Annotated in this window: 17 protein-coding genes; 9 read left to right on the top strand and 8 right to left on the bottom strand. The window is 45.3% G+C overall.

The window, feature by feature from the left end:
- The first annotated feature begins 25 nt into the window (after window positions 1-25).
- Complete coding sequence (locus DUN60_RS14665) at window positions 26-982, top strand: SPOR domain-containing protein (RefSeq protein WP_114634162.1); 957 nt, start codon at window positions 26-28, stop codon at window positions 980-982.
- Window positions 983-1,180: 198 nt separating this feature from the next.
- Complete coding sequence (locus DUN60_RS14675; protein WP_114634163.1) at window positions 1,181-2,422, top strand: NADH:ubiquinone reductase (Na(+)-transporting) subunit B; 1,242 nt, start codon at window positions 1,181-1,183, stop codon at window positions 2,420-2,422.
- Window positions 2,423-2,514: 92 nt separating this feature from the next.
- On the opposite strand, the gene DUN60_RS14680 is transcribed toward DUN60_RS14675, so the two are convergent.
- From DUN60_RS14680 to DUN60_RS14695, 4 genes are all read right to left on the bottom strand, one after another.
- Window positions 2,515-2,766, bottom strand: coding sequence for a DUF6482 family protein (locus tag DUN60_RS14680; protein WP_017091425.1), 252 nt, complete (start codon window positions 2,764-2,766; stop codon window positions 2,515-2,517).
- A gap of 142 nt (window positions 2,767-2,908) precedes the next feature.
- Complete coding sequence (locus tag DUN60_RS14685; RefSeq protein ID WP_114634164.1) at window positions 2,909-4,636, bottom strand: hypothetical protein; 1,728 nt, start codon at window positions 4,634-4,636, stop codon at window positions 2,909-2,911.
- A 201-nt stretch (window positions 4,637-4,837) separates the two neighbouring features.
- Window positions 4,838-6,193, bottom strand: a complete 1,356-nt coding sequence (gene gorA, locus DUN60_RS14690; protein ID WP_114634165.1) for a glutathione-disulfide reductase — start codon at window positions 6,191-6,193, stop codon at window positions 4,838-4,840.
- A gap of 188 nt (window positions 6,194-6,381) precedes the next feature.
- Window positions 6,382-7,221, bottom strand: a complete 840-nt coding sequence (locus tag DUN60_RS14695; protein WP_029224298.1) for a 23S rRNA (adenine(2030)-N(6))-methyltransferase RlmJ — start codon at window positions 7,219-7,221, stop codon at window positions 6,382-6,384.
- A 278-nt stretch (window positions 7,222-7,499) separates the two neighbouring features.
- On the opposite strand from DUN60_RS14695, the gene prlC reads away from it, so the two are divergent.
- Window positions 7,500-9,542 carry an oligopeptidase A gene (gene prlC, locus DUN60_RS14700; protein ID WP_114634166.1) on the top strand — a complete coding sequence of 681 codons (2,043 nt, stop codon included), beginning with the start codon at window positions 7,500-7,502 and terminating at the stop codon, window positions 9,540-9,542.
- Window positions 9,543-9,659: 117 nt separating this feature from the next.
- Here prlC and asnC read toward each other — a convergent pair whose 3' ends face one another.
- Complete coding sequence (gene asnC, locus DUN60_RS14705; RefSeq protein WP_065207378.1) at window positions 9,660-10,124, bottom strand: transcriptional regulator AsnC; 465 nt, start codon at window positions 10,122-10,124, stop codon at window positions 9,660-9,662.
- A 125-nt stretch (window positions 10,125-10,249) separates the two neighbouring features.
- Between asnC and DUN60_RS14710 the strand changes: the two genes are divergently transcribed.
- The 3 genes from DUN60_RS14710 to DUN60_RS14720 all read left to right on the top strand — a co-directional run bounded on the left by DUN60_RS14710 (window position 10,250) and on the right by DUN60_RS14720 (window position 14,981).
- Complete coding sequence (locus DUN60_RS14710; RefSeq protein ID WP_114634167.1) at window positions 10,250-13,372, top strand: EAL domain-containing protein; 3,123 nt, start codon at window positions 10,250-10,252, stop codon at window positions 13,370-13,372.
- A gap of 112 nt (window positions 13,373-13,484) precedes the next feature.
- Window positions 13,485-14,264 carry a class I SAM-dependent methyltransferase gene (locus DUN60_RS14715; protein WP_114634168.1) on the top strand — a complete coding sequence of 260 codons (780 nt, stop codon included), beginning with the start codon at window positions 13,485-13,487 and terminating at the stop codon, window positions 14,262-14,264.
- Between the two features lie 141 nt (window positions 14,265-14,405).
- Entirely contained in the window at window positions 14,406-14,981 is a 576-nt protein-coding gene (locus DUN60_RS14720) for a hypothetical protein (RefSeq protein WP_054548008.1), read from the top strand.
- 129 nt (window positions 14,982-15,110) lie between these two features.
- Here the strand turns inward: DUN60_RS14720 and DUN60_RS14725 are convergent, their stop codons facing one another.
- Complete coding sequence (locus tag DUN60_RS14725; RefSeq protein WP_114634169.1) at window positions 15,111-15,989, bottom strand: carboxylate/amino acid/amine transporter; 879 nt, start codon at window positions 15,987-15,989, stop codon at window positions 15,111-15,113.
- 52 nt (window positions 15,990-16,041) lie between these two features.
- Window positions 16,042-16,476: a universal stress protein UspA gene (gene uspA / locus DUN60_RS14730; protein WP_004735555.1), complete on the bottom strand. Its 435-nt coding sequence runs from the start codon at window positions 16,474-16,476 to the stop codon at window positions 16,042-16,044.
- A gap of 189 nt (window positions 16,477-16,665) precedes the next feature.
- On the opposite strand from uspA, the gene ftnA reads away from it, so the two are divergent.
- The 3 genes from ftnA to DUN60_RS14745 all read left to right on the top strand — a co-directional run bounded on the left by ftnA (window position 16,666) and on the right by DUN60_RS14745 (window position 19,029).
- The gene (gene ftnA, locus DUN60_RS14735; protein WP_004735556.1) at window positions 16,666-17,193 is read left to right on the top strand and encodes a non-heme ferritin; all 528 of its coding nucleotides are present in this window, start codon (window positions 16,666-16,668) and stop codon (window positions 17,191-17,193) included.
- Between the two features lie 68 nt (window positions 17,194-17,261).
- Window positions 17,262-17,585 carry a universal stress protein UspB gene (gene uspB / locus DUN60_RS14740; RefSeq protein WP_004735557.1) on the top strand — a complete coding sequence of 108 codons (324 nt, stop codon included), beginning with the start codon at window positions 17,262-17,264 and terminating at the stop codon, window positions 17,583-17,585.
- 250 nt (window positions 17,586-17,835) lie between these two features.
- A complete protein-coding gene (locus tag DUN60_RS14745; RefSeq protein ID WP_114634170.1) occupies window positions 17,836-19,029 on the top strand; it encodes a BaiN/RdsA family NAD(P)/FAD-dependent oxidoreductase in 1,194 nt (397 codons plus the stop codon).
- Window positions 19,030-19,213: 184 nt separating this feature from the next.
- On the opposite strand, the gene DUN60_RS14750 is transcribed toward DUN60_RS14745, so the two are convergent.
- The gene (locus DUN60_RS14750; RefSeq protein ID WP_004735560.1) at window positions 19,214-20,107 is read right to left on the bottom strand and encodes a DMT family transporter; all 894 of its coding nucleotides are present in this window, start codon (window positions 20,105-20,107) and stop codon (window positions 19,214-19,216) included.
- Window positions 20,108-20,211 lie beyond the last annotated feature (104 nt).

Here is a 20,211-nt window from a genome sequence, read left to right on the forward strand (position 1 = left end):
ACCCGTAAGGGTTTAAGTGGTGGTTATGAAATTGACAATGAATGCTGTATGTCGTGCTGTGACGAGAAATTATCGTATGGGGCTTATCGCTGCATCTCTTTTGGTATCGAGCCAAGTGAATGCAGAGTCGGTTCTATGTGATGCCACTCAAGCAAGCACCAACCAATTACCACAGCTAGAGCAGTCATGTCCGATCGGTAAGGGTGTGTGGGGAAGCAAGGCGCCTAAACGTCATTCAGATAACGAGCTGTTTTGGGTTCAATGTGGCCTGCTGAACAAGCCTCTGTCACTGAGCCGAGCAAAGCCTTTGTATGAAAAAATCTCGACCAACGTTTGGATGAAGCCTGAAGGCGGAGACTATCGTTGCTTAATCGGGCCTTATTCTACCTTCTCTGATGCGAGAAAAGACTTAGCTCAGGTGCGTAAGGTGTCTGGCTATAACGAAGCTTTTATTCGAATGGTCGATAAGTCGAAAACCTCATCACAGCCTATCGTTGCAAAACCGGCAGAGCCAAAAATGGTTAAGCCTAAGGCTCCTGTAAAACCAAAACCTGCTCCGAAACCTGTGGCAGCTAAGCAAGCGGCAGCGGTAACGAGTGCTGCAGCTATTCAGGCGCTACCAAGCGGTAACGCGAATTCAGATAACGATTTGGAAATCGAAATTCGTGTGACAGCCAATGTTGCGGGTAGCCAATATGCGATTCCTTACCTTCTAGACCATCAACAACAGTTCTATATGGAGCAAGGTAAGCCTTGGAGCCGCCTAGATTTCGATAGCGCTGAATTGGTGTGTAGTCAGGTCAACATGAAGCTGATGAGTGAAAAGCAGTGGCAGAGCATCTTGAGCTCAAAGGTTATGGAAAAACAGAACTGGCCAATGCATTTACCTTATTGGGGCGCAGATAAGAAAGGTCTGTTTACCAATGGTAACGTAAATCAATTGAAAGGCTCTTCACTGCTTAATGTGATGTGTGTGAAGTAGCGAAGACCCGTTGTAATACCAAATAAGCCTCAGCCATTGCTGGGGCTTTGTTGTTTATACACCTTCCTTTTTCAACATCGGTTCGACTTCTGGACACTCTTTCTTTATACGAATTTGACTAAAAATCGCTAGAAACTGTTCAAATAGAGCAATTGATGCGTAGAAAACCATAACTCAAGCAATAAGGTGATTGAGATTATGAGTTTAAAAAAACGATTAGAAGACGTGGCTCCACGCTTTGAAGCTGGAGGGAAGTACGAAAAGCTTTACCCTGTGTATGAGGCTTTTGCGACCATATTTTATACGCCCGGCAACGTAAACCAAGGCTTGACCCATGTTCGAGACAGCATCGATCTCAAGCGTATTATGATTCTGGTGTGGCTAGCGACCTTTCCCGCGATGTTTTGGGGGATGTATAACGTCGGACACCAAAGCTTCCTCGCATTAACGTCCAGTTATCAACTTAACGAACTTACCTCTGTTATTGAAAGCAGCTGGCGCTTGTCATGGGCATTTGGTGATGCACAGTCATTGATAGCAAGTGGCTGGGCAAGTCAGATGTTGCTTGGTGCACTCTATTTTCTACCTGTTTATGCCACAGTGTTTGTTGTGGGTGGCTTCTGGGAGGTCTTGTTTGCAGTCGTTCGCAAGCACGAAGTTAATGAAGGCTTCTTTGTCAGCTCGGTGCTGTTTGCACTAATCCTCCCGCCAACCATTCCGCTCTGGCAAGCCGCATTAGGTATCACTTTTGGTATCGTTGTCGCCAAAGAGCTGTTCGGTGGTACAGGACGAAACTTCCTTAACCCTGCACTCGCAGGCCGCGCGTTTCTCTATTTCGCTTATCCAGCCAACATGTCGGGTGGACTTGTGTGGGTTGCCGCTGACGGCTATTCAGGCGCGACACCACTGAGTCAATGGTATGAGGGTGGTAGTACTTCGCTTATCAATAATATGACTGGCGAGACGATAACCTGGATGGATGCGTTTATCGGTAATATACCGGGCTCGATGGGTGAGGTTTCTTCATTGCTTATCATGTTGACGGGTCTGATTCTGATTGTCATGAAAATTGCCTCTTGGCGCATTGTCGCCGGTGTGATTATTGGCCTCGTCGTGACTTCAAGTTTGATGAACTGGGTTGGCTCTGATACCAACTCGATGTTCTCGATGCCGTTCTACTGGCACTTTGTGTTGGGCGGTGTTGCTTTTGGTACTTTCTTCATGGCGACCGACCCAGTTTCTGCCGCTTTTACCAATCAGAGTAAGTGGGCTTACGGGATTCTTATCGGTGTAATGACGGTTGGTATTCGCGTGCTCAACCCTGCTTATCCAGAAGGCATCATGTTGGCCATCCTGTTCGCCAACCTCTTCGCACCATTGTTCGACTTTATTGTGAAAGAGCAAAACATCAAACGCAGGCAGAAGCGGACATTGCGTTGATTTAAGTGAATAAGAGGGAAAGTTACTCCCATAAGAAAGGCTTACATTGATGTAAGCCTTTCAATTTTTATCGCGATTGATTTGAAGTTGATTTAACTCCACTTCAAATCAATCTCGAACGGTTGGGTGTGGCCACAATGCTCACCACACATTTCGTCGTAGGCACTGTTGTGAACCAACATTGCCGACGCCACGCCTTGGTCGCTAAAGTGGTCGCGTGCTTGGTTAACACTCAAAAACTTCATTGGGTGCTGGTGGTCGTCTTTGATTAACTGTTTTTGCTCGCCGATGATTTGGTAAGCCAAGTAAATCCCGCCTTCAAATGATTCAATTAGTAGATTCATCACAAACTCCATTGCTGTTCTAGATAGGTTTTGGTTTTTGTATCTACGTTGATGGTTGTTTAAAGGTTCATGTGCGCTAGAAATGAAAAAACCAGAAGCACAGCTTCTGGTTTATTAATAAGTAATCAAATTAACTCAAAGGTTAGTTGATTTTCTGCATGATGCTAACACGACCATTGGTGTTACCTGTTTTATCCATCTTTCGACGGATAAGCAGACCTTCATCCCAGTTGGTACCCGCAGGTTGGTATTCCCACTTAACGAAGTATTCATCGTTTGAGTTACAAGACGAGCCTGCAACGTAATTGTCTTGGTCGCAGAAACGAACTACTGTGTTCAGCTCTGTTAGTGTCGCTTTTGAAGCACGGTCTGTTTGACCAAACCACCAGTAATCGATAGCGCCTAACTCCGCGTAGGTTGCGTCAAACTGCCCCATATCTTCTGGCGAAGACTGGCCTCCGTTGTCGTTGCCACATTCAAAACCTGATGTAGTTACTTTTGTTGCGCCAAATACCATGGTACTTACGGCAACTTCGCCATTGTCACAGAACTCTTTTGTTTGCCATGTACCAGTGAAATCCACGTAACGTTCAGAATCTTTCGCTGGAACTTCGTAGTAGTACGCAACACGCTCTGTTACGCGAGATGGGTTATTGCTAGCGTCGCTACCCAGAGTTTCTTTCTTAACGATCTCAGAATAAATGCCTGTTACAGGATCGAAAGAACCAGAAGTAGTATCACGAATCCAGTTTGATGTGTTGCTGTCTTCATCTTTGTCATCCCAGACATTGTTTGCTATGTAGTGATTCAAGTCTGATGCTTTTTGTGCATCAAATGGCTTCCATCCTTCGATGTCTGCGGTTGTGAACTCTTCGTCAGCGGTTGTTGATTGTGCTAAGTCTCGCAGTTTGTAGGCAAAAGCATCATCGAGAACATATGCAGTATCAGGTGTAAGATCGCCATTCTCATGGTCTATTTGGTTATCACCATCAATATCACAACCCTTCCTTTCTGGATCTTCTTCTTCGATCCATTGGTTTGTCGCATCAGAAACACATGTTAGGTACTGTTCAGCAAAGCTTTCTGATAACGAATAGTCGTTAGATCCCGTAAGCATCGTTACTGAGTCCGCAGAATTCACTTTGAATGTCATTTCGGTCATACCGCGAGTACGCTCGAACATTTCTTCTTCCATTAGCTTATCAGCATGGACGTAGGTGAATTGGCCTGAGTTCTGGGTTACATCAATGTAACGAACGAATTTACCAGCAGTGATAAATGGGTTTGCAGAGTCATCACCGCGTTCCATTGAGCCAAACGCAGACTGCATATGCGTTAGAGCGTCGCTTTCTGAAGTGATATTTGCAGCTTCTACGCCCATCGCATCTAGGAAAGCAATCACGCTAGCACGGTCATCAAGACTTAGGTCTTTCATCTTCGTCAGAGTTGCAGCATCAGGTTCACGTAGCTCATCTGGGAGAGTTAACACTTCGTCTGAAGTGTCACCAAACTGGTTATCCATAGACTGAAGTAAAATTGCTAGGTTAAGTGCGCGAGCGTATTTACCTGCCGCTTCAAATGGAGTCAGTACATCACGGTTTGATGCGGCGCCTACTTTTAAGCCGTTTTCACCACCAATGAAGAAGGTCACTGTGTCGTTAGTTTTAGCGGTAAATTCGCCTTCGCTATTTGTAACACCGTTTAAGCCAGAACTGGTGTTGTAGTAGATACCTTCAACAGCTGCATCGATAAATTTGTTGGTTGTTGTTGATGGTTTTGTCGGTGTTGTGACACCTGAATTAGAACTGTCGCTACCACAACCTGTTAAAGCCACTGCAATCGCCGCTGCGAGAATACTCACTTTTTTCATTACTCGTACATCCTTTATGTAATAGAGCTATTTGTTATTTTTATGCGTGTAATTTTATAGCGCGCGATTGTAGTATGATATTACTTCCAAGTTAAGTGTGTAAAATGCTGTTCGGTTAATAAACATTCAAACCATACGGTAAAAAAACAAAAAGCCGACATCTGTCGGCTTTTTCATAATATTTCTTTGACTTACAAAGGTTTAACGCATCGTTACGAACTCTTCGCTGCCCGTTGGGTGAATCGCCACAACAGAGTCGAAGTCTGCTTTGGTTGCGCCCATCTTCATTGCAACGCCGAAGCCTTGAAGCATTTCATCAACAGTGAAGCCGATGCCGTGCAGGCCGACTACTGTCTCTTCTTCACCAGCACATACAAGCTTCATCTTACAAGGTTGACGGTACTTGGTTACTGCTGTGTACATTGCAGTGAAGCCAGATGTGTAAACCTTGATGTTGTCTTTGCCGTACTTCTCTTCAGCTTCTTGAGTCGTTAGACCGATCGTGCCGATAGGTGGGTGGCTGAATACAACAGTAGGCACTAGCTCGTAGTCCATCTTAGCGTTCGTTTTGCCGTTGAATAGGCGCTCAGAAAGCTGACGACCAGCTTTAACCGCGACAGGTGTTAGTTCGATGCCGCCTTCCATGATGTCGCCAACACAGTAGATGCCAGGAACATTTGTCGTTTGGAACTCATCTACCTTGATGTAGCCGCGGTCGTTGGTTGCAACACCCGTTGATGCTAGGTTGATAGCGTCAGTCGCTGGGTGACGGCCGATAGCCCAAATTAGGTGGTCAACGTTTTGAGTGTTGCCGTTCTCTAGGTGCAGAGTCAGAGTACCGTCCGCTTCTTTTACAACTTCTTTAGGTACAGAATGCGTGTGAAGTGTTGGGCCTTCCGCTTCCATTACTTCAACCAATGTTTCGATGATCATTGGGTCAAAGCTACGAAGTGGTGACTCTTTACGACAGAACAGGTGGGTTTCTGTGCCAAGTGCACTTAATACGCCTGCGATTTCTACCGCGATGTAGCCTGCACCGATTACAGCAACACGCTTTGGTTGCTCCATCAGGTCGAAGAAGCCGTTTGAGTCGATACCGTGCTCTGCGCCAGGGATGTTTGGAATAGTTGGACGACCACCCACTGCGATCAGAATGTGATCAGCTGTGTAATGCTCACCGTTAACTTCAACAGTCTTCTCATCGACAAACTTAGCAAAGCCTTTGATTACGTTTATTTTGTTGTTACCCAAAACGCGATCGTAAGATTCGTGGATACGTCCAATGTACGCTTGGCGGTTTTCAACCAGCTTGCCCCAGTTGAAGCCTTTTACTTCAACGTCGAAGCCGTAGTCTTCTGAATATAGGTTGATCGCTTCAGCAACCTGAGCACCGTGCCACATCACTTTTTTAGGAACACAACCAACGTTTACACAAGTACCACCAAGGTCTTGAGCTTCGATAAGTGCAACTTTTGCACCGTGCATTGCTGCGCGGTTAGCTGATGCGATGCCGCCTGAACCGCCACCGATACAGATGTAATCAAAATGAGTCGCCATTACTTTCTCCATTTATTGAAGGCTGTAGTCACAGTGAGAACACTGGATACCTACGTCCTATAGATTCTTAAATTGTCTAATTATTATATTGAGGGCAGATTGGTTGAACTCAATCTCCCTGTTTAAAATTTATTCGTGTATGTCACAGTCTATTGAAGATTCTTCAAACTATGCCATCGAGTTTGAGATTACTCGGGTACGATCCACTCTACTTTGAAGTGACCGGTCGCTGGCGCAATTGCTTCCTTCAAGAATGGAAGAATTTCATTCATTTGGCTTTCTAGCTTCCAAGGCGGGTTGATCACAATCATGCCTGATGCTGTCATGCCACGCTCGTTGGTGTCTGGTGATACGCCAAGTTCGATTTGTAGAATTTTGTTGATGCCTAAGCCTTCAAGGCCTTCGATCATGTCTTCGATATCACAACGGTTTACCACTGGGTACCAAATTGCGTAGATACCGGTTGCCCAGCGCTTATGGCTTTGAGCAATCGCAGTCACAACATCACGATACTCTTTTGCCAGCTCGTAAGGCGGATCGATCAGTACCAAACCACGACGCTCTTTTGGTGGCAGGCTGCCTTTTAAGCGTTGGAAGCCATCTTCTTTATAGATAGACACCTGACGATCGCGGTGGAACTCTTGCTCAAGCAAAGGGTGGTCTGCAGGGTGAAGTTCGGTTAATACCATGCGGTCTTGATCACGCAGGTGTGCACGTGCAACACGTGGTGAACCTGGATAGAAACGCAGTTTTTCGCCATTGTTGAGTGCAGAGATAGACTCAAGGTAGCTTTGAATGTCTTCAGGAAGTTCTGTTTGTGCCCAGACGCGTGCAATACCTTGTTTGTATTCGCCCGTTTTTTCAGACCATTCATGCGTTAAGTCGTAACGACCTACACCAGAGTGAGTGTCATGATAAACAAAAGGCTTATCCTTTTGTTTCAAAGAATTAAGAATAAGGCTCTGTACGATATGCTTTACTACGTCGGCATGGTTGCCTGCGTGGAAGCTGTGGCGATAACTTAACAAATTAAACTCTCGTAACACTCTCGTTTTAGAGTGTGGTTAGTGTAGGTAGGGTTAATCTGACCATTATAACCCTCAATGAGCTATAAATTCTCGAACAATTCAGAAGCAGTCGCTAGCTATATGCAGTTAGTTATTGGTTCTACTATTGAAATTTGCCTTCATGGCCACTATTTAATAACTATTCGCAGGTGATTTTTTAGGGCGCTCCTGAGCCTGATGACTGTAAGACGACCTCATTATAGAAAGACGAAAGTCTCCAAAGCCAAAGGAATGTTTATATGTCTAATCCGCTATTAACCTTCACGGACTTACCTCCGTTTTCACAAATCAAGCCTGAGCACGTTAAGCCTGCGGTTGAGCAAGTGATTGAAGAGTGTCGCAACAAGATAGAACAAGTACTTGAAGGTAATACTTCACCAAGCTGGGACAACCTCGTTGCTCCGATTGATGAAGTGGATGATCGTCTAGGCCGCATTTGGTCACCAGTAAGCCATATGAATTCTGTGATGAACAGCGATGAGCTGCGTGACGCTTATGAGAGCTGCCTGCCGGTACTTTCTGAATACGGTACTTGGGTTGGCCAACACAAAGGTTTGTTCGAAGCGTACAAAGCGATCAAGGCGAGTGAGGCATTCTCAGCACTCGACCAAGCTCAACAAAAAACCATTACCGACGCGCTACGTGATTTTGAATTATCAGGCATTGGCTTACCAGCTGACGAGCAGCACCGCTACGGCGAAATCAGCAAGCGTCAGTCTGAGTTAGGCTCTCAATTCTCAAACAACGTGCTTGATGCAACCATGGGTTGGAGCAAGCAGGTGACAGACGTGGCTGAACTGGCCGGTATGCCTGAATCAGCACTGGCGGCAGCACAAGCCGCGGCAGAAGCTAAAGAGCAGGAAGGTTACCTACTGACTCTAGATATCCCATCATACCTACCGGTGATGACCTACTGTGATAACCAAGAACTACGTAAAGAGCTGTACGAAGCTTACGTAACGCGTGCTTCAGATCGCGGTCCAAATGCTGGCAAGTGGGACAACACTGAGATCATCACAGAGCAACTTAAGCTGCGCCACGAGATCGCACGCATGCTTGGCTTTAGCACTTACAGCGAAAAATCTTTGTCGACTAAGATGGCAGAAACGCCAGACCAAGTACTTGGTTTCCTTAACGACCTAGCAGTAAAAGCCAAACCGCAAGGTGAGCGCGAAGTAGAAGAGCTACGTCAGTTTGCTGAGAAAGAGTTTGGTGTCTCTGAGCTAAACCTGTGGGACATCGCTTACTACAGCGAGAAACAAAAACAGAACTTGTTCGAGATCTCTGATGAAGAGCTTCGTCCATACTTCCCTGAGTCGAACGCAGTTTCTGGTTTGTTCGAAGTACTAAACCGTGTGTTTGGTATGTCGGTGACTGAGCGTGAAGGTGTGGATACATGGCATGATTCAGTGCGTTTCTTCGACATCTTTGATGCGACAGGAACATTGCGCGGTAGCTTCTACCTGGACCTATACGCACGTGAACACAAACGTGGTGGCGCTTGGATGGATGACTGTCGCGGTCGTCGCATTACTCAATCTGGTGAACTACAAACACCTGTTGCTTACCTAACGTGTAACTTCAACAAGCCAGTTGGTGATAAGCCTGCACTGTTTACCCATGATGAAGTCGTGACTTTGTTTCACGAATTTGGTCACGGTATCCACCATATGCTAACGCAAGTTGAAGCGGGCGCTGTGGCTGGTATCAATGGTGTGCCTTGGGATGCCGTTGAGCTACCAAGTCAGTTCCTAGAAAACTGGTGTTGGGAAGAAGAGGCGCTGTCGTTTATCTCTGGCCATTTTGAAACGGGTGAAGCATTACCAAAAGAGATGCTAGAGAAGATGCTAGCGGCGAAGAACTTCCAGTCAGCGATGTTTATCCTGCGTCAGCTAGAGCTTGGTTTGTTCGATTTCACGCTACACACAGAATATGACCCAGAAGTGGGTGCTCGCGTACTAGAAACGCTAGCGAATGTTAAGTCTAAGGTATCGGTACTGCCAAGCTTAGATTGGAACCGATTCTCACACAGCTTTGGTCACATCTTTGCTGGTGGTTACAGCGCAGGTTACTACAGCTACCTATGGGCAGAAGTGCTATCGGCAGATGCGTTCTCAGCATTTGAAGAAGAGGGTATCTTCAACACTGAAACCGGTAACCGCTTCCTGAACAACATCCTTGAGATGGGTGGCAGTGAAGAGCCGATGGAGCTGTTCAAACGCTTCCGTGGTCGTGAGCCTCAAATCGATGCGATGCTTCGTCACGCGGGCATTCAAGCTTAGATTTTCGTTTATATAGCTTAGATTCGAGACGACATAAACTAGATAAATTAAGGGCTGAACATTGCGTTCAGCCTTTTCTTTTTGGGTCACCCAAACATAATCTAGTGCGTATATAGATTATGGATTCACATTGCGATTGATTGGGTTTTGCAGCGAGATAAGAGTCTCAGTCGATTGAACCTCGTCGATCGCCTGCAATTTATCAATCAGCACGAACTGCAATTCTTCTATCGATTTACACATCAACTTGACGAAAATATTGTAGGCGCCGGTGGTGTAGTAGGCCTCAACCACCTCATCTAAAGCATTGAGTTTGGCAATGGCTGAATGGTAATCGCGGGCCGCATTGAGGTTGATGCCAATAAAGCAACACACGTCGTAACCTAACTTTTTAGTGTTTACCACCACTTCTGTACGCTCAATAATGTCAGCCGCTCTCATTTTTTCTATTCGAACGTGAATTGTCGCAGGGCTAACATCGAACTGCTTGGCCATTTCAGCATAAGGTGTGCGCGCGTCTTCCATTAAAGTTTTTAGAATGGCACGGTCTAGGTCATCCAGGCGAGCGGTGGTAGTGGACATGCAGAATCCTTAGATTGAATGAAATCAGACTAGCTAGAGTACACATCATAGCCAAGGGTGATAATATTAGCAGCAACTATAGTGTTAGGGTGAATTCAGTGCGATTTTCGTTGTTATTAATTTTGATGTGTTGGAGTTTTTTCGCTTCAGCACAAACAAAAGATGTGTTGGTTATTCACTCTTACCATCAAGGTTTTTTTTGGACAGACAGTTTCCAAAAAGGGTTGGCAGAAGAGCTGGATCGAACCCGCTTGTCTTATCGAGTCGTATATCTCGATAGTAAACGCACACAAAATTCTGAATATTTGGAGCGCGTGTATCAACTCTATAGAACTAAATTGATGCACGAAGACTTTGCAGCCGTTGTCGTGAGTGATAACAACGCTTTAAACCTAATGAAGCGATTGGCTCCGCAATTAAAGGGTACGCCAGTGATTTTTGGGGGAATTAACAACTTTTCACCAGACATGATTGAAGGATTGAATGCGACAGGCGTAACCGAAGACACCGATATGGCGAGCAACATCGAACTGATTAAGCGCCTTCAAACGTCGGTAAAAAGAATTCATGTGGTAACCGATCACTCGGTCACTGGCGAGGCTGTTCGTAACCAGATTGATACCTTCCTTGAAAACAACCCTGAGATGTCAGGTGTTGTGAAGCATTACACACCAGACACTTACCAAGAATTGATTGCATTCACTCAAAAGGCAAAGCCGGGTAATTGCCTGTTGTTCTGGGTTTATTTTCGAGATATTAACGGCCGTGTGACTAGCAATGAAGACTGGCGTGAATTAAACAAAAAAAGCCAAATACCTATCTATATGGTTAACGATTTAGGCTTGGGGCATGGCGCTATTGGCGGTGTGATTCAAGGAGGGATGATTCAAGGTCGAGAGGCTGGAAGCATACTTTTAGAAGTACTTGATAACCCATCAGCGCCATTGCGCACCGTGGTTCCCGGTGCTGCTGAAATTAAACTCGACTATCAACAAATCTCTCGCTGGAACCTAGGCGCAGAAAATGAAGCATCAGTGACTTTCTTAAACAAACCCAAGCCATTTTGGGTTCGTTATCTCGATGAAATTCGTACGATCGGCTTGCTTTTCTTAAGCATGTTATGTGTGATCGTCACCTTGATGTACTACCTTAATCGCCTTCAAAAAAGTGAACGTACAAGCCGTCAGAGCCAACTACTTCTTGAGTCGATATTCGATCAAAGCCTGCAATTTATGGGAATTATTGATAAGGGCGGAGTGTTAGTGTCGAGCAACAGCAAGTTGCATGAACTTTTGTATAACCAAGGCTATAAATTGGGAACATCTCTTCAACATCACCAACACTGGGAAGACTCGGCTAGGCAGGTGTTGAAGGAGTATTTCATCTCTCGAGAGGAACATCAGGTTTTACGATTTGAAGCGGAAGTGTGGTGTCGTGATCGTGGTGCGATGGTGTTAGATATCTCTTTAAAGCCTATGCCGGGCAGTGAAGAGGATGATGTTCAGTTCTTATTTGAAGCTCGTGATGTTACCTCGGGTAAGCTCGCGGAGAATAAGTTGTTCCAGCGTGAAGCCAATCTCAAGCTGTATTACGACAAACAACCCGTGATGATGATTACGCTTGATGGCAATAATCGCATTCAACAAGTGAACCAGTTTGCTGAGCAGTTACTAGGCTACCCGCTAGAACAGCTACTGGGTCATCGTCCTAGAGAGTTCTATGTCGATGAAAACTCAATGATCCCGCGTCATATCTTATTGCAACCACAACATAAGATTCGTGGCGTATGGCGTCGTGATATTGAATATCGCCATGCTAATGGCAGCACCATCTGGATTCGTGAAAATATTCGCCCGCTGGTTGAGTCTGATCAGCTGTTGATTGTTGGAGAAGACATTACCGAAACTCGTGAGTTGTCTGAAAAGCTAGAATATCAAGCTCGTTATGACTTGCTGACGGACACGTTTAACCGTAACCACTTTGAGCAAGAGCTGCAAAAGGCGCTCAAAGAGGTTGAGAGCCACATGCGAACTCACGCGATGTTGTTCTTGGATTTAGACCAACTTAAGGTCTTGAACGATACGGCGGGGCATGAAGCGGGAGATGCCGCAATCATGTTTAGTGCTAAGCTGCTGGAAGAGGTTCTGCCATACAATGCCGTGTTAGCGCGAATGGGTGGTGACGAATTTGCAGTATTAATGAAAGACTGTACTGAGCGAGATGCGGTGAATGTGTGTCGCAGTATTATCTCGACGATGAGCGAGAACCCATTCTTGTGGGGTGATATTCGCCTTAATCTTACCAGCTCTATTGGTATCCGATTAATTGACCATACTGCGGCCTCACCACAGATGGTACATGCTCAGGCCGATGCTGCTTGTCATGCTGCTAAAGAGGAAGGGCGTAACCGTTACAACCTTTACCATCAAGATGATGAAGACCTGCGTCGTCGTCACCTAGAGATGGAATGCGTGAATCTAGTGCATGAGGCTTTGGCTAACGATCGCTTAGAGTTGTTTGCTCAGCGCATTCTTGGTTTAGACAAAGACAGCGAGAAAATGCACTTTGAAATCTTGGTTCGCATCAAGAATATCCACGGTGAATACATCTCTCCGGGGATTTTCATGCCAGCCTCAGAGCGCTATAACATAGCGCACTTGATTGACCGCCGAGTCGTGAGCCAAACGCTCGCTTGGTTGGAACATCGACCAAAGGTGATAGATGAACTTGGAATGTGCTCTATCAATTTGTCTGGTCACTCGATGGGTAATCGAGAGTTTGTAGAGTTCTTGATTGAAAGCTTGGCTAACTCGTCAGTGCCTTGCCATAAGATTTGTTTAGAGATCACCGAAACGGCTGCGATGAGTAACATGAAGCAGGCGATCAAGTTCTTTACTCGAATCAAAGAGCTTGGCTGTATGATTGCACTGGATGACTTTGGCTCTGGATTATCGTCGTTTGGCTACCTGAAGAAACTGCCGGTCGACATTGTGAAGATCGATGGCTTGTTTGTGCGTGATATTGATGTCAACGAGATGGACCATGTGATGGTTCGCTCGATCAATGATCTCGCCAAGCAGATGGGCAAGCACACCGTGGCTGAGTTCGTTGAAAATACCCAGATCATCGATAAGCTGATCGAACTGGGTGTGAACTACGCGCAGGGCTACATCATAGGCCGACCTAAGCCACTCGCGGAGCTCGTTGAAGAGTTAAGACAAGAACGAGAGACAGAGCCATTGGTTTAGGTAAGCCGACTTTAGCCGGGAATACTTTTCACCGCTAATATGTATTGTTGAGGCAATCAGGTAAACTGGTTGCCTCTTTTGTTTTGAATACTACTGTCTGTTGGAGACGACCTTGCAACTACAACTGATTTGCGAAGATGCTACCCAAATCGATCATCTAAATGACTTAGCGACCCGTTGGAATTTATCTCATGATGAAAACAGCGATTTTGCTTTGGTACTGACTTGCGAGCGACTTGAGCTACGTAAAGTCGATGAGCCTAAGCTTGGCGCTATTTTTGTTGATTTAGTGGGAGGCGCAGTCGGTCACAGACGTAAGTTTGGCGGTGGTAAAGGTCAGGCGATTGCTAAAGCGGCAGGTTTAAACAAAGGTGCAACGCCAACTATCCTCGATGGTACCGCTGGTCTAGGACGTGATGCGTTTGTGTTGGCGTCGTTGGGCTGTAAAGTACAGATGGTCGAGCGTCACCCTGTTGTGGCAGCACTGCTCGATGATGGCTTGCAGCGAGCTCAGCAAGACCCTGACATCGGTGGTTGGGTAACTGAACGTATGAAGTTGATTCATGCTTCTAGCCATGATGCCCTAAATAAGCTGAGTAACGATCCTGACTTTGAACAGCCAGATGTGGTGTATCTCGACCCGATGTACCCGCACCCAGAGAACAAAAAGAAATCGGCTTTGGTTAAGAAAGAGATGCGTGTATTCCAATCTTTGGTTGGCGCCGATCTGGATGCCGATGGCTTATTTGAGCCTGCGATGAAGCTCGCATCAAAGCGTGTTGTGGTCAAAAGACCGGATTACGCAGCATGGTTAGACGAGCAAAAACCGAGCATGGCAATCGAAACTAAAAAGAACCGTTTTGATGTCTATGTGAAAGCATCAATGACCTAGTTAAGACATCAATAACTTAGAGACGCGCTAAGAAAGTTTCCCGTCATAAATACGATAAATTGCCATTAAACACTTGCGATAGTCGCGTTACGGATGTATATCTAACTAAGAATCATTATTATTCTTAGCTGGAGTTGTAGCATGGCTAAACGCTTTTGTAAGTTAAACCGTCGAGATATCACCGAACACTTGGGAGAAATCCACAGTTTGGTGACTGAACCAAAGTTCGTGTGCCGCTCTTGTGCGCGCTCATCGTCGGATCAAGCGAATCTATGCAAACCAACAGCCATCCCACCGATTGATTGTCAGAATAAACCCGCTGAAGAAAAAGTCGCGTGTGGTCTACTTGCCGAAACATTGCCAACTCCAGAAGTCTCTCTTATCGAAGTCATGGACAGTGCTGAGCCAGTTGTACAAATCTTTGACCCTGCGGTTGTAGCAACAGCGGATAAAGTCGCGTTGAAGAAAGCCAAGCTGAAAAAATTGATGGCGAAGGCGAGCGGCGATGAGAAAGCTGAACTCAAACAAGCGAAGAAAGCGGCCAAGAAACAAGAGAAGTACAACAAAAAGCTAGCGAAGATGATTAAGAAACAGCAAAAGCTGTTTAAGAAAAGCCAAAAACTGGAAAGTGACCTTGAACGCATCAACCTACAACTTGATGACGTTGCCTTCACTGAAAGCAAGACTCAGGTGGTGAGCCACAATCACATCCACTGAAGTTAATTCGAAGAGCTTATTGCTACACAGATGATTTAAAAAGAGCGACCTACGGTCGCTCTTTTGCTTTCTGGATATTCTTTTTAATAATAATCTTGTTAGCTAAATACAGCTTGTTAGCTTAACGCGCTAGGCATTGCTAGCATCTCTCGCAACACGCTTCTTCACCCACGTCTCATTGACGAACAAAGAGAACAAGATAACGGCACCACCAATAGACAATCGAACCAAATCGACATCTCTGTTCCAAATCAGGATGTTCACCACAAGGCCAGCTGGAACTAAGACATTGTTCATCACAGCCAGTGCGCCAGCATTGACCATGCACGCGCCTTTGTTCCACATAAAGTAACCCAGCCCCGAAGCAATCAAGCCAAGGTAGATCAGGATTCCCCATTGAAGAGAGGTGGTTGGCAGCTTCTCTGGATTGCCCAGTAGCATGAAAGCAACGGAAGCGACGCATAACGCCCCTAAGTAGAAGTAACCAAATACGGTTCGCTGAGGTAATTCAGTCGATTCCTTTTCCATCACTACCTTGTAACTCACCTGACCGATAGCAAAGCATAGGTTCGCGCCTTGCACGACGAGGAAGCCAACTAAAAAGTTCTCATTGATGCCTGCAAATTTAATGAATACCGCGCCCAATACCGCAATTGCCGCAGTTACTAAGTACCACGGAGAGAATTGCCCTTTGAGAAAGTCATAAATAAGCGTGACGTAAATTGGGGTAAAGACGGTAAACAAAAGGACTTCAGGAACGGATAGCAGCAAGAAAGACTGATAGTAGAAGCAGTACATTAAGCCAAGCTGGATGCCACCAATGGCCATCAATTTGGCGATCAGCTTACGCGAGACGCCACGGAACTTAAGGAAAGGAAGAAACACGATACCTGCAAGGGCAACACGCATCAGTACAGAGAACCAAGCATCAACCTGACCAGCAAGGTAGACGCCGATCAGGCTAAAGGAGAAGGCCCATAGGAGGGTAACACCAGCTAAATAGCTCATAGTAAAACTTCGTTAATAAGATATGAGCTGTATGTTACCTAACCTTAATTCATTAGTCTTCTGAATCTCTTAGAGGCACGACCAGCATATCAACCGGAGAGGCGTTGATCAGTTGTCGTGTTGAAGAAAGTAGCTTGCTCCAGAAATCTTGATGGTGACCACAAACCACCAAATCAACATTGAACTCGTTGATGGTGTCACACAGCTCATGACTCAAATCGCCACTGCCCACTAAGGTATGGGTGATTGGGTATTGAGCATGCTCAGCAAAATTTTGCAGCTGAACTCGAGATGCTTCCATCGCGTTATGTTGGGTTTCTGCCATGTTGATATCAATCAGGCCTGTATACAGCTCTGCGTAGTTAATATCGATATGGATAAAAGAGACTTTGGCTTCCAATGGCTTAGCCAATGCTACCGCTTTATCCACAATTAATTTGCTGTCTTCTGATAAATCGACCGCGACCAAAATATGTTTGTAACTCATATCGCTACCTCCTTTATTCATTGTCTGATTTAAGATTAGCACTATGCGATGGCTTTTTTTGCTGAAGTGATCTCATATCCACTGTCTTGCGTAGTGACGGCTCGAAATATTGGTTAACTAATGGCCTGCGAGATATTCATTAAATAGTGATATAGTAGAGAAAATTGAGGATGTAATTAGGAGTCTTAAATGCTGTCAAAAACTATGGTTGAGCAACTGAATGATCAAATTAACCTAGAATTTTTCTCATCCAATCTATACTTACAAATGAGTGCTTGGTGTGAAGACAAAGGATTTGAAGGTGCAGCAGAGTTTCTGCGTGTTCATGCGGTAGAAGAAATGGAACATATGCAGCGTCTTTTCACTTACGTAAGTGAAACAGGTGCAATGCCAATTCTTGGTGCGATTGAAGCGCCAAAACATGAATTTGATAGCCTTGGTGCAGTGTTCCGTGAAACTTACGAACATGAGCAAATGATTACTCAAAAGATCAACAAACTGGCTCACGTTGCTTTCAGCACACAAGATTACTCAACCTTTAACTTCCTGCAATGGTACGTTGCAGAGCAACACGAAGAAGAGAAGTTGTTTAAAGGTGTATTGGATAAGCTAGAGCTTGTTGGTGAAGACGGTAAAGCACTGTTCTTTATTGATAAAGACCTAGCGCAATTGGCAAAAGATGGTTCATCTTCAATTATGGAAGCTCCTGCCGTTTAGGTAGTACGGGAAAGACACTGATTATCTTTTTCTTTTGAGTTTTCTTATGAAGATGTAGGGAGGAAAGGATGATCAGCGGCGACACTATTCTATTTGCACTAATGGTTGTGACTTGCGTGAACTGGGCGAGATATTTTACTGCGCTAAGAACACTCATTTATATAATGCGAGAAGCACATCCTCTACTTTATCAACAAGTAGACGGAGGTGGATTCTTCACAACTCATGGCAATATGACCAAACAGGTTCGCTTGTTTAGTTACATCAAAAGCAAAGAGTATCACCATCATCACGACGAAGTGTTTATGTCGAAGTGTGATCGCGTAAGACAGTTGTTTATACTTTCTTCCGCTCTGTTGGGTGTAACATTGCTGTCTTCTTTCATCGTCTAAGTTATTTAGTACGCGTGAAGTAGAGTTTAGGTTTTGGTGTAAAGCTTCGGTTGTTGGTTCGCTAAGCCAAGTAGTGGTTTTGCTGCTGTCTGCAAATTGTACAATTGAACATCAATTGCAAAGTTTAAAATTGCCGCTAGAATAGCGAGCAATTAGTAAGGATGTGCTGTTTATGCACATCCTTTTTTATTGATGGCATTTCGAGAACAGGGCGTACTCGAGGTGCAAAAGTGAAGAAAGCAGAACCCCAATGAGTGAAAAGTTTGATGTAATCGTAATTGGTGCGGGCGCCGCGGGCTTAATGTGTGCTGCGGAAGCGGGTAAACGTGGCCGACGAGTGCTGGTGGTTGATCATGCAAAGAAACCAGGCAGAAAAATTTTAATCTCAGGTGGCGGCCGTTGTAACTTCACTAACTATGATGTTTCAGCCAACAACTTCCTATGTAACAACCCTCACTTCGTGAAGTCAGCCTTATCTCAATATACCAACTGGGATTTTATCTCGATGGTGAGCAAGTACGGTATTGAGTTCGAAGAGCGAGACCACGGCCAATTGTTCTGTGTGAATGACCACACTGCAAAAGACATCGTGAGCATGTTGCTTGAAGAGTGTAAGCAGGCGAAAGTTGAGCAGCGCTACCGTTGTGATGTTCACTCCATCGAAAAAACAGACGCTGGCTTCAAGATGCACCTTAATACCGACGAAGTTGAGTGTGACTCACTTGTCGTGGCGACGGGCGGTTTATCGATGCCGAAACTAGGCGCGACGCCATTTGGCTATAAGATTGCCGAGCAGTTTGGTTTGTCTGTGATGCCGACTACAGCAGGTTTGGTGCCATTTACTCTGCATAAAGAAGACAAAGAAGCCTTTGCTGAGCTTTCAGGAATCGCGATTCCTGCCGAGATCACCGCGCAAGACGGTACCTTATTCAAAGAAGCGTTGCTGTTTACTCATCGCGGCTTATCTGGCCCTTCGGTATTGCAAATTTCTTCTTTCTGGAAAGCGGGTCAATCGGTTTCGATTAATCTAGTACCAGAAGTGGACGTTGCTGAACTACTTGAAAACTCTCGTGAGAAACACCCAAATCAGAGCCTGAAAAACACCTTGGCGAAAGCATTACCAAAGCGTTTTGTGGAAGTGTTGATTGATCGTAAAGAACTGGAAGACAAGCCGCTCAAGCAGTTCAATGAAAAACAGCTGAATGACATTGTAGAGCATTTAGAGAACTGGAAAATTGCGCCAAACGGCACCGAAGGCTACCGAACAGCGGAAGTGACCCTAGGCGGTGTAGACACCAATCACCTATCTTCAAAAACCATGGAATGTAAGAGTGTGTCTGGTCTCTACTTCGTTGGTGAAGTTATGGACGTAACTGGTTGGTTAGGTGGCTACAACTTCCAATGGTGCTGGAGCTCAGGCTTTGCCGCAGGCCAGTGGGTTTAAGCTTTGAGCTTATCCATTAGATTTTAAATGACATAAAAATGGCGAGTCATATGACTCGCCATTTTTGTATCTATAAGCGGTAATCTAGCTCTAGATTCGAATTTATCGATAGCTTTTCGTGCTCAATCGAATCTTTTGGCTCATTTACTCATTTACTCATCTACTCATCTACTCATCTACTCAGTCACGCAGGTTTGTTTTTTGAAAATTTGACCTGTTGAATCACCAAGCCGGCAATGATCAGTACCAAGCCAAACAGTGTCGCTGGGTGAATCTCTTCACCAATGATGGTTGAAAGTAGCATTAGCGAAATAAACGGTGAGGCAAAAATCAGATTGCTGATACGCGCTGTGTTGTTGGTCAGCTTCAGTGCTGATAGCCATAAGACAAAGGTAATGCCCATCTCAAACAGGCCTACGTAAGTCACAGCCATCCAACCTTTTGCTGTGATTTGGCTAAAGCTTTCGCCTTCGTAAAGGGTTAAACCAATTGCGAATGGCAGTGCCACTAAGAAACCAAGCAATACGCCAATCACAGGGTCAGCCTTGTTTTTGGTGTTTAGAATCCAGTATCCCGCCCAAAGCAAGGTTGAAAGTAGCGCCAGAGCCACACCGAGTGGGCTATCGAACTGCATTCCTAGCACATCGCCTTTGGTGGCAATGACCACCACACCCGCATAACTGAAGGTACAAGCAATCCAATCTTGCTTACGAATCTTTTGCCCCAGAAAAACCGCCGCCATCAAGGTTAGCGTAATTGCCCAACTGTAGTTGATGGCCTGCGCTTGAGATGCTGGCAATAGGTCGTATGCTTTGAATAGAATCAGGTAGTAGGCCAGTGGATTGACCAAGCCGAGCAGTAGGTAATACCAAGGGTTTGAAAGAAACGTAGTACTCAGCTGAGAAAGCTTGCCTTGAAAGGCGCAGATGGCGATCAGTGCCATTGATGACACTATGCTGGCAATGGTCAGCATTTGAATCGGCGAAAACTCAGCAAGGGTCAGCTTAAAAGCAGTAGCAACTGTTGACCACAGTAATACCGCGGAAAGGCCAAAGCCCAAGGCACGACGTTCGTTCATAGCAACTCATTCTAATTTGATGGGACAGAATACGGAGCGCCTAGTCTATCTGTCGAAATTTAATACGGCAAACTGGACATTTATCCAGTATCAAAATACCATTT

It is taken from the genome of Vibrio splendidus (assembly GCF_003345295.1).
GTDB classification, from domain to species: Bacteria; Pseudomonadota; Gammaproteobacteria; order Enterobacterales; family Vibrionaceae; genus Vibrio; species Vibrio splendidus_K.

What these genes read in the sequence shown, in the direction of transcription:
- DUN60_RS14710 (WP_114634167.1), top strand. Translation starts at nt 10,250, where the DNA reads ATGTGTTGGAGTTTTTTCGCTTCAGCACAAACAAAAGATGTGTTGGTT.
- ftnA (WP_004735556.1), top strand. Translation starts at nt 16,666, where the DNA reads ATGCTGTCAAAAACTATGGTTGAGCAACTGAATGATCAAATTAACCTA.
- prlC (WP_114634166.1), top strand. Translation starts at nt 7,500, where the DNA reads ATGTCTAATCCGCTATTAACCTTCACGGACTTACCTCCGTTTTCACAA.
- DUN60_RS14665 (WP_114634162.1), top strand. Translation starts at nt 26, where the DNA reads ATGAAATTGACAATGAATGCTGTATGTCGTGCTGTGACGAGAAATTAT.
- DUN60_RS14685 (WP_114634164.1), bottom strand. Translation starts at nt 4,636, where the DNA reads ATGAAAAAAGTGAGTATTCTCGCAGCGGCGATTGCAGTGGCTTTAACA.
- gorA (WP_114634165.1), bottom strand. Translation starts at nt 6,193, where the DNA reads ATGGCGACTCATTTTGATTACATCTGTATCGGTGGCGGTTCAGGCGGC.
- DUN60_RS14720 (WP_054548008.1), top strand. Translation starts at nt 14,406, where the DNA reads ATGGCTAAACGCTTTTGTAAGTTAAACCGTCGAGATATCACCGAACAC.
- uspB (WP_004735557.1), top strand. Translation starts at nt 17,262, where the DNA reads ATGATCAGCGGCGACACTATTCTATTTGCACTAATGGTTGTGACTTGC.
- DUN60_RS14675 (WP_114634163.1), top strand. Translation starts at nt 1,181, where the DNA reads ATGAGTTTAAAAAAACGATTAGAAGACGTGGCTCCACGCTTTGAAGCT.
- DUN60_RS14680 (WP_017091425.1), bottom strand. Translation starts at nt 2,766, where the DNA reads ATGAATCTACTAATTGAATCATTTGAAGGCGGGATTTACTTGGCTTAC.
- DUN60_RS14725 (WP_114634169.1), bottom strand. Translation starts at nt 15,989, where the DNA reads ATGAGCTATTTAGCTGGTGTTACCCTCCTATGGGCCTTCTCCTTTAGC.
- uspA (WP_004735555.1), bottom strand. Translation starts at nt 16,476, where the DNA reads ATGAGTTACAAACATATTTTGGTCGCGGTCGATTTATCAGAAGACAGC.
- DUN60_RS14745 (WP_114634170.1), top strand. Translation starts at nt 17,836, where the DNA reads ATGAGTGAAAAGTTTGATGTAATCGTAATTGGTGCGGGCGCCGCGGGC.
- DUN60_RS14750 (WP_004735560.1), bottom strand. Translation starts at nt 20,107, where the DNA reads ATGAACGAACGTCGTGCCTTGGGCTTTGGCCTTTCCGCGGTATTACTG.
- asnC (WP_065207378.1), bottom strand. Translation starts at nt 10,124, where the DNA reads ATGTCCACTACCACCGCTCGCCTGGATGACCTAGACCGTGCCATTCTA.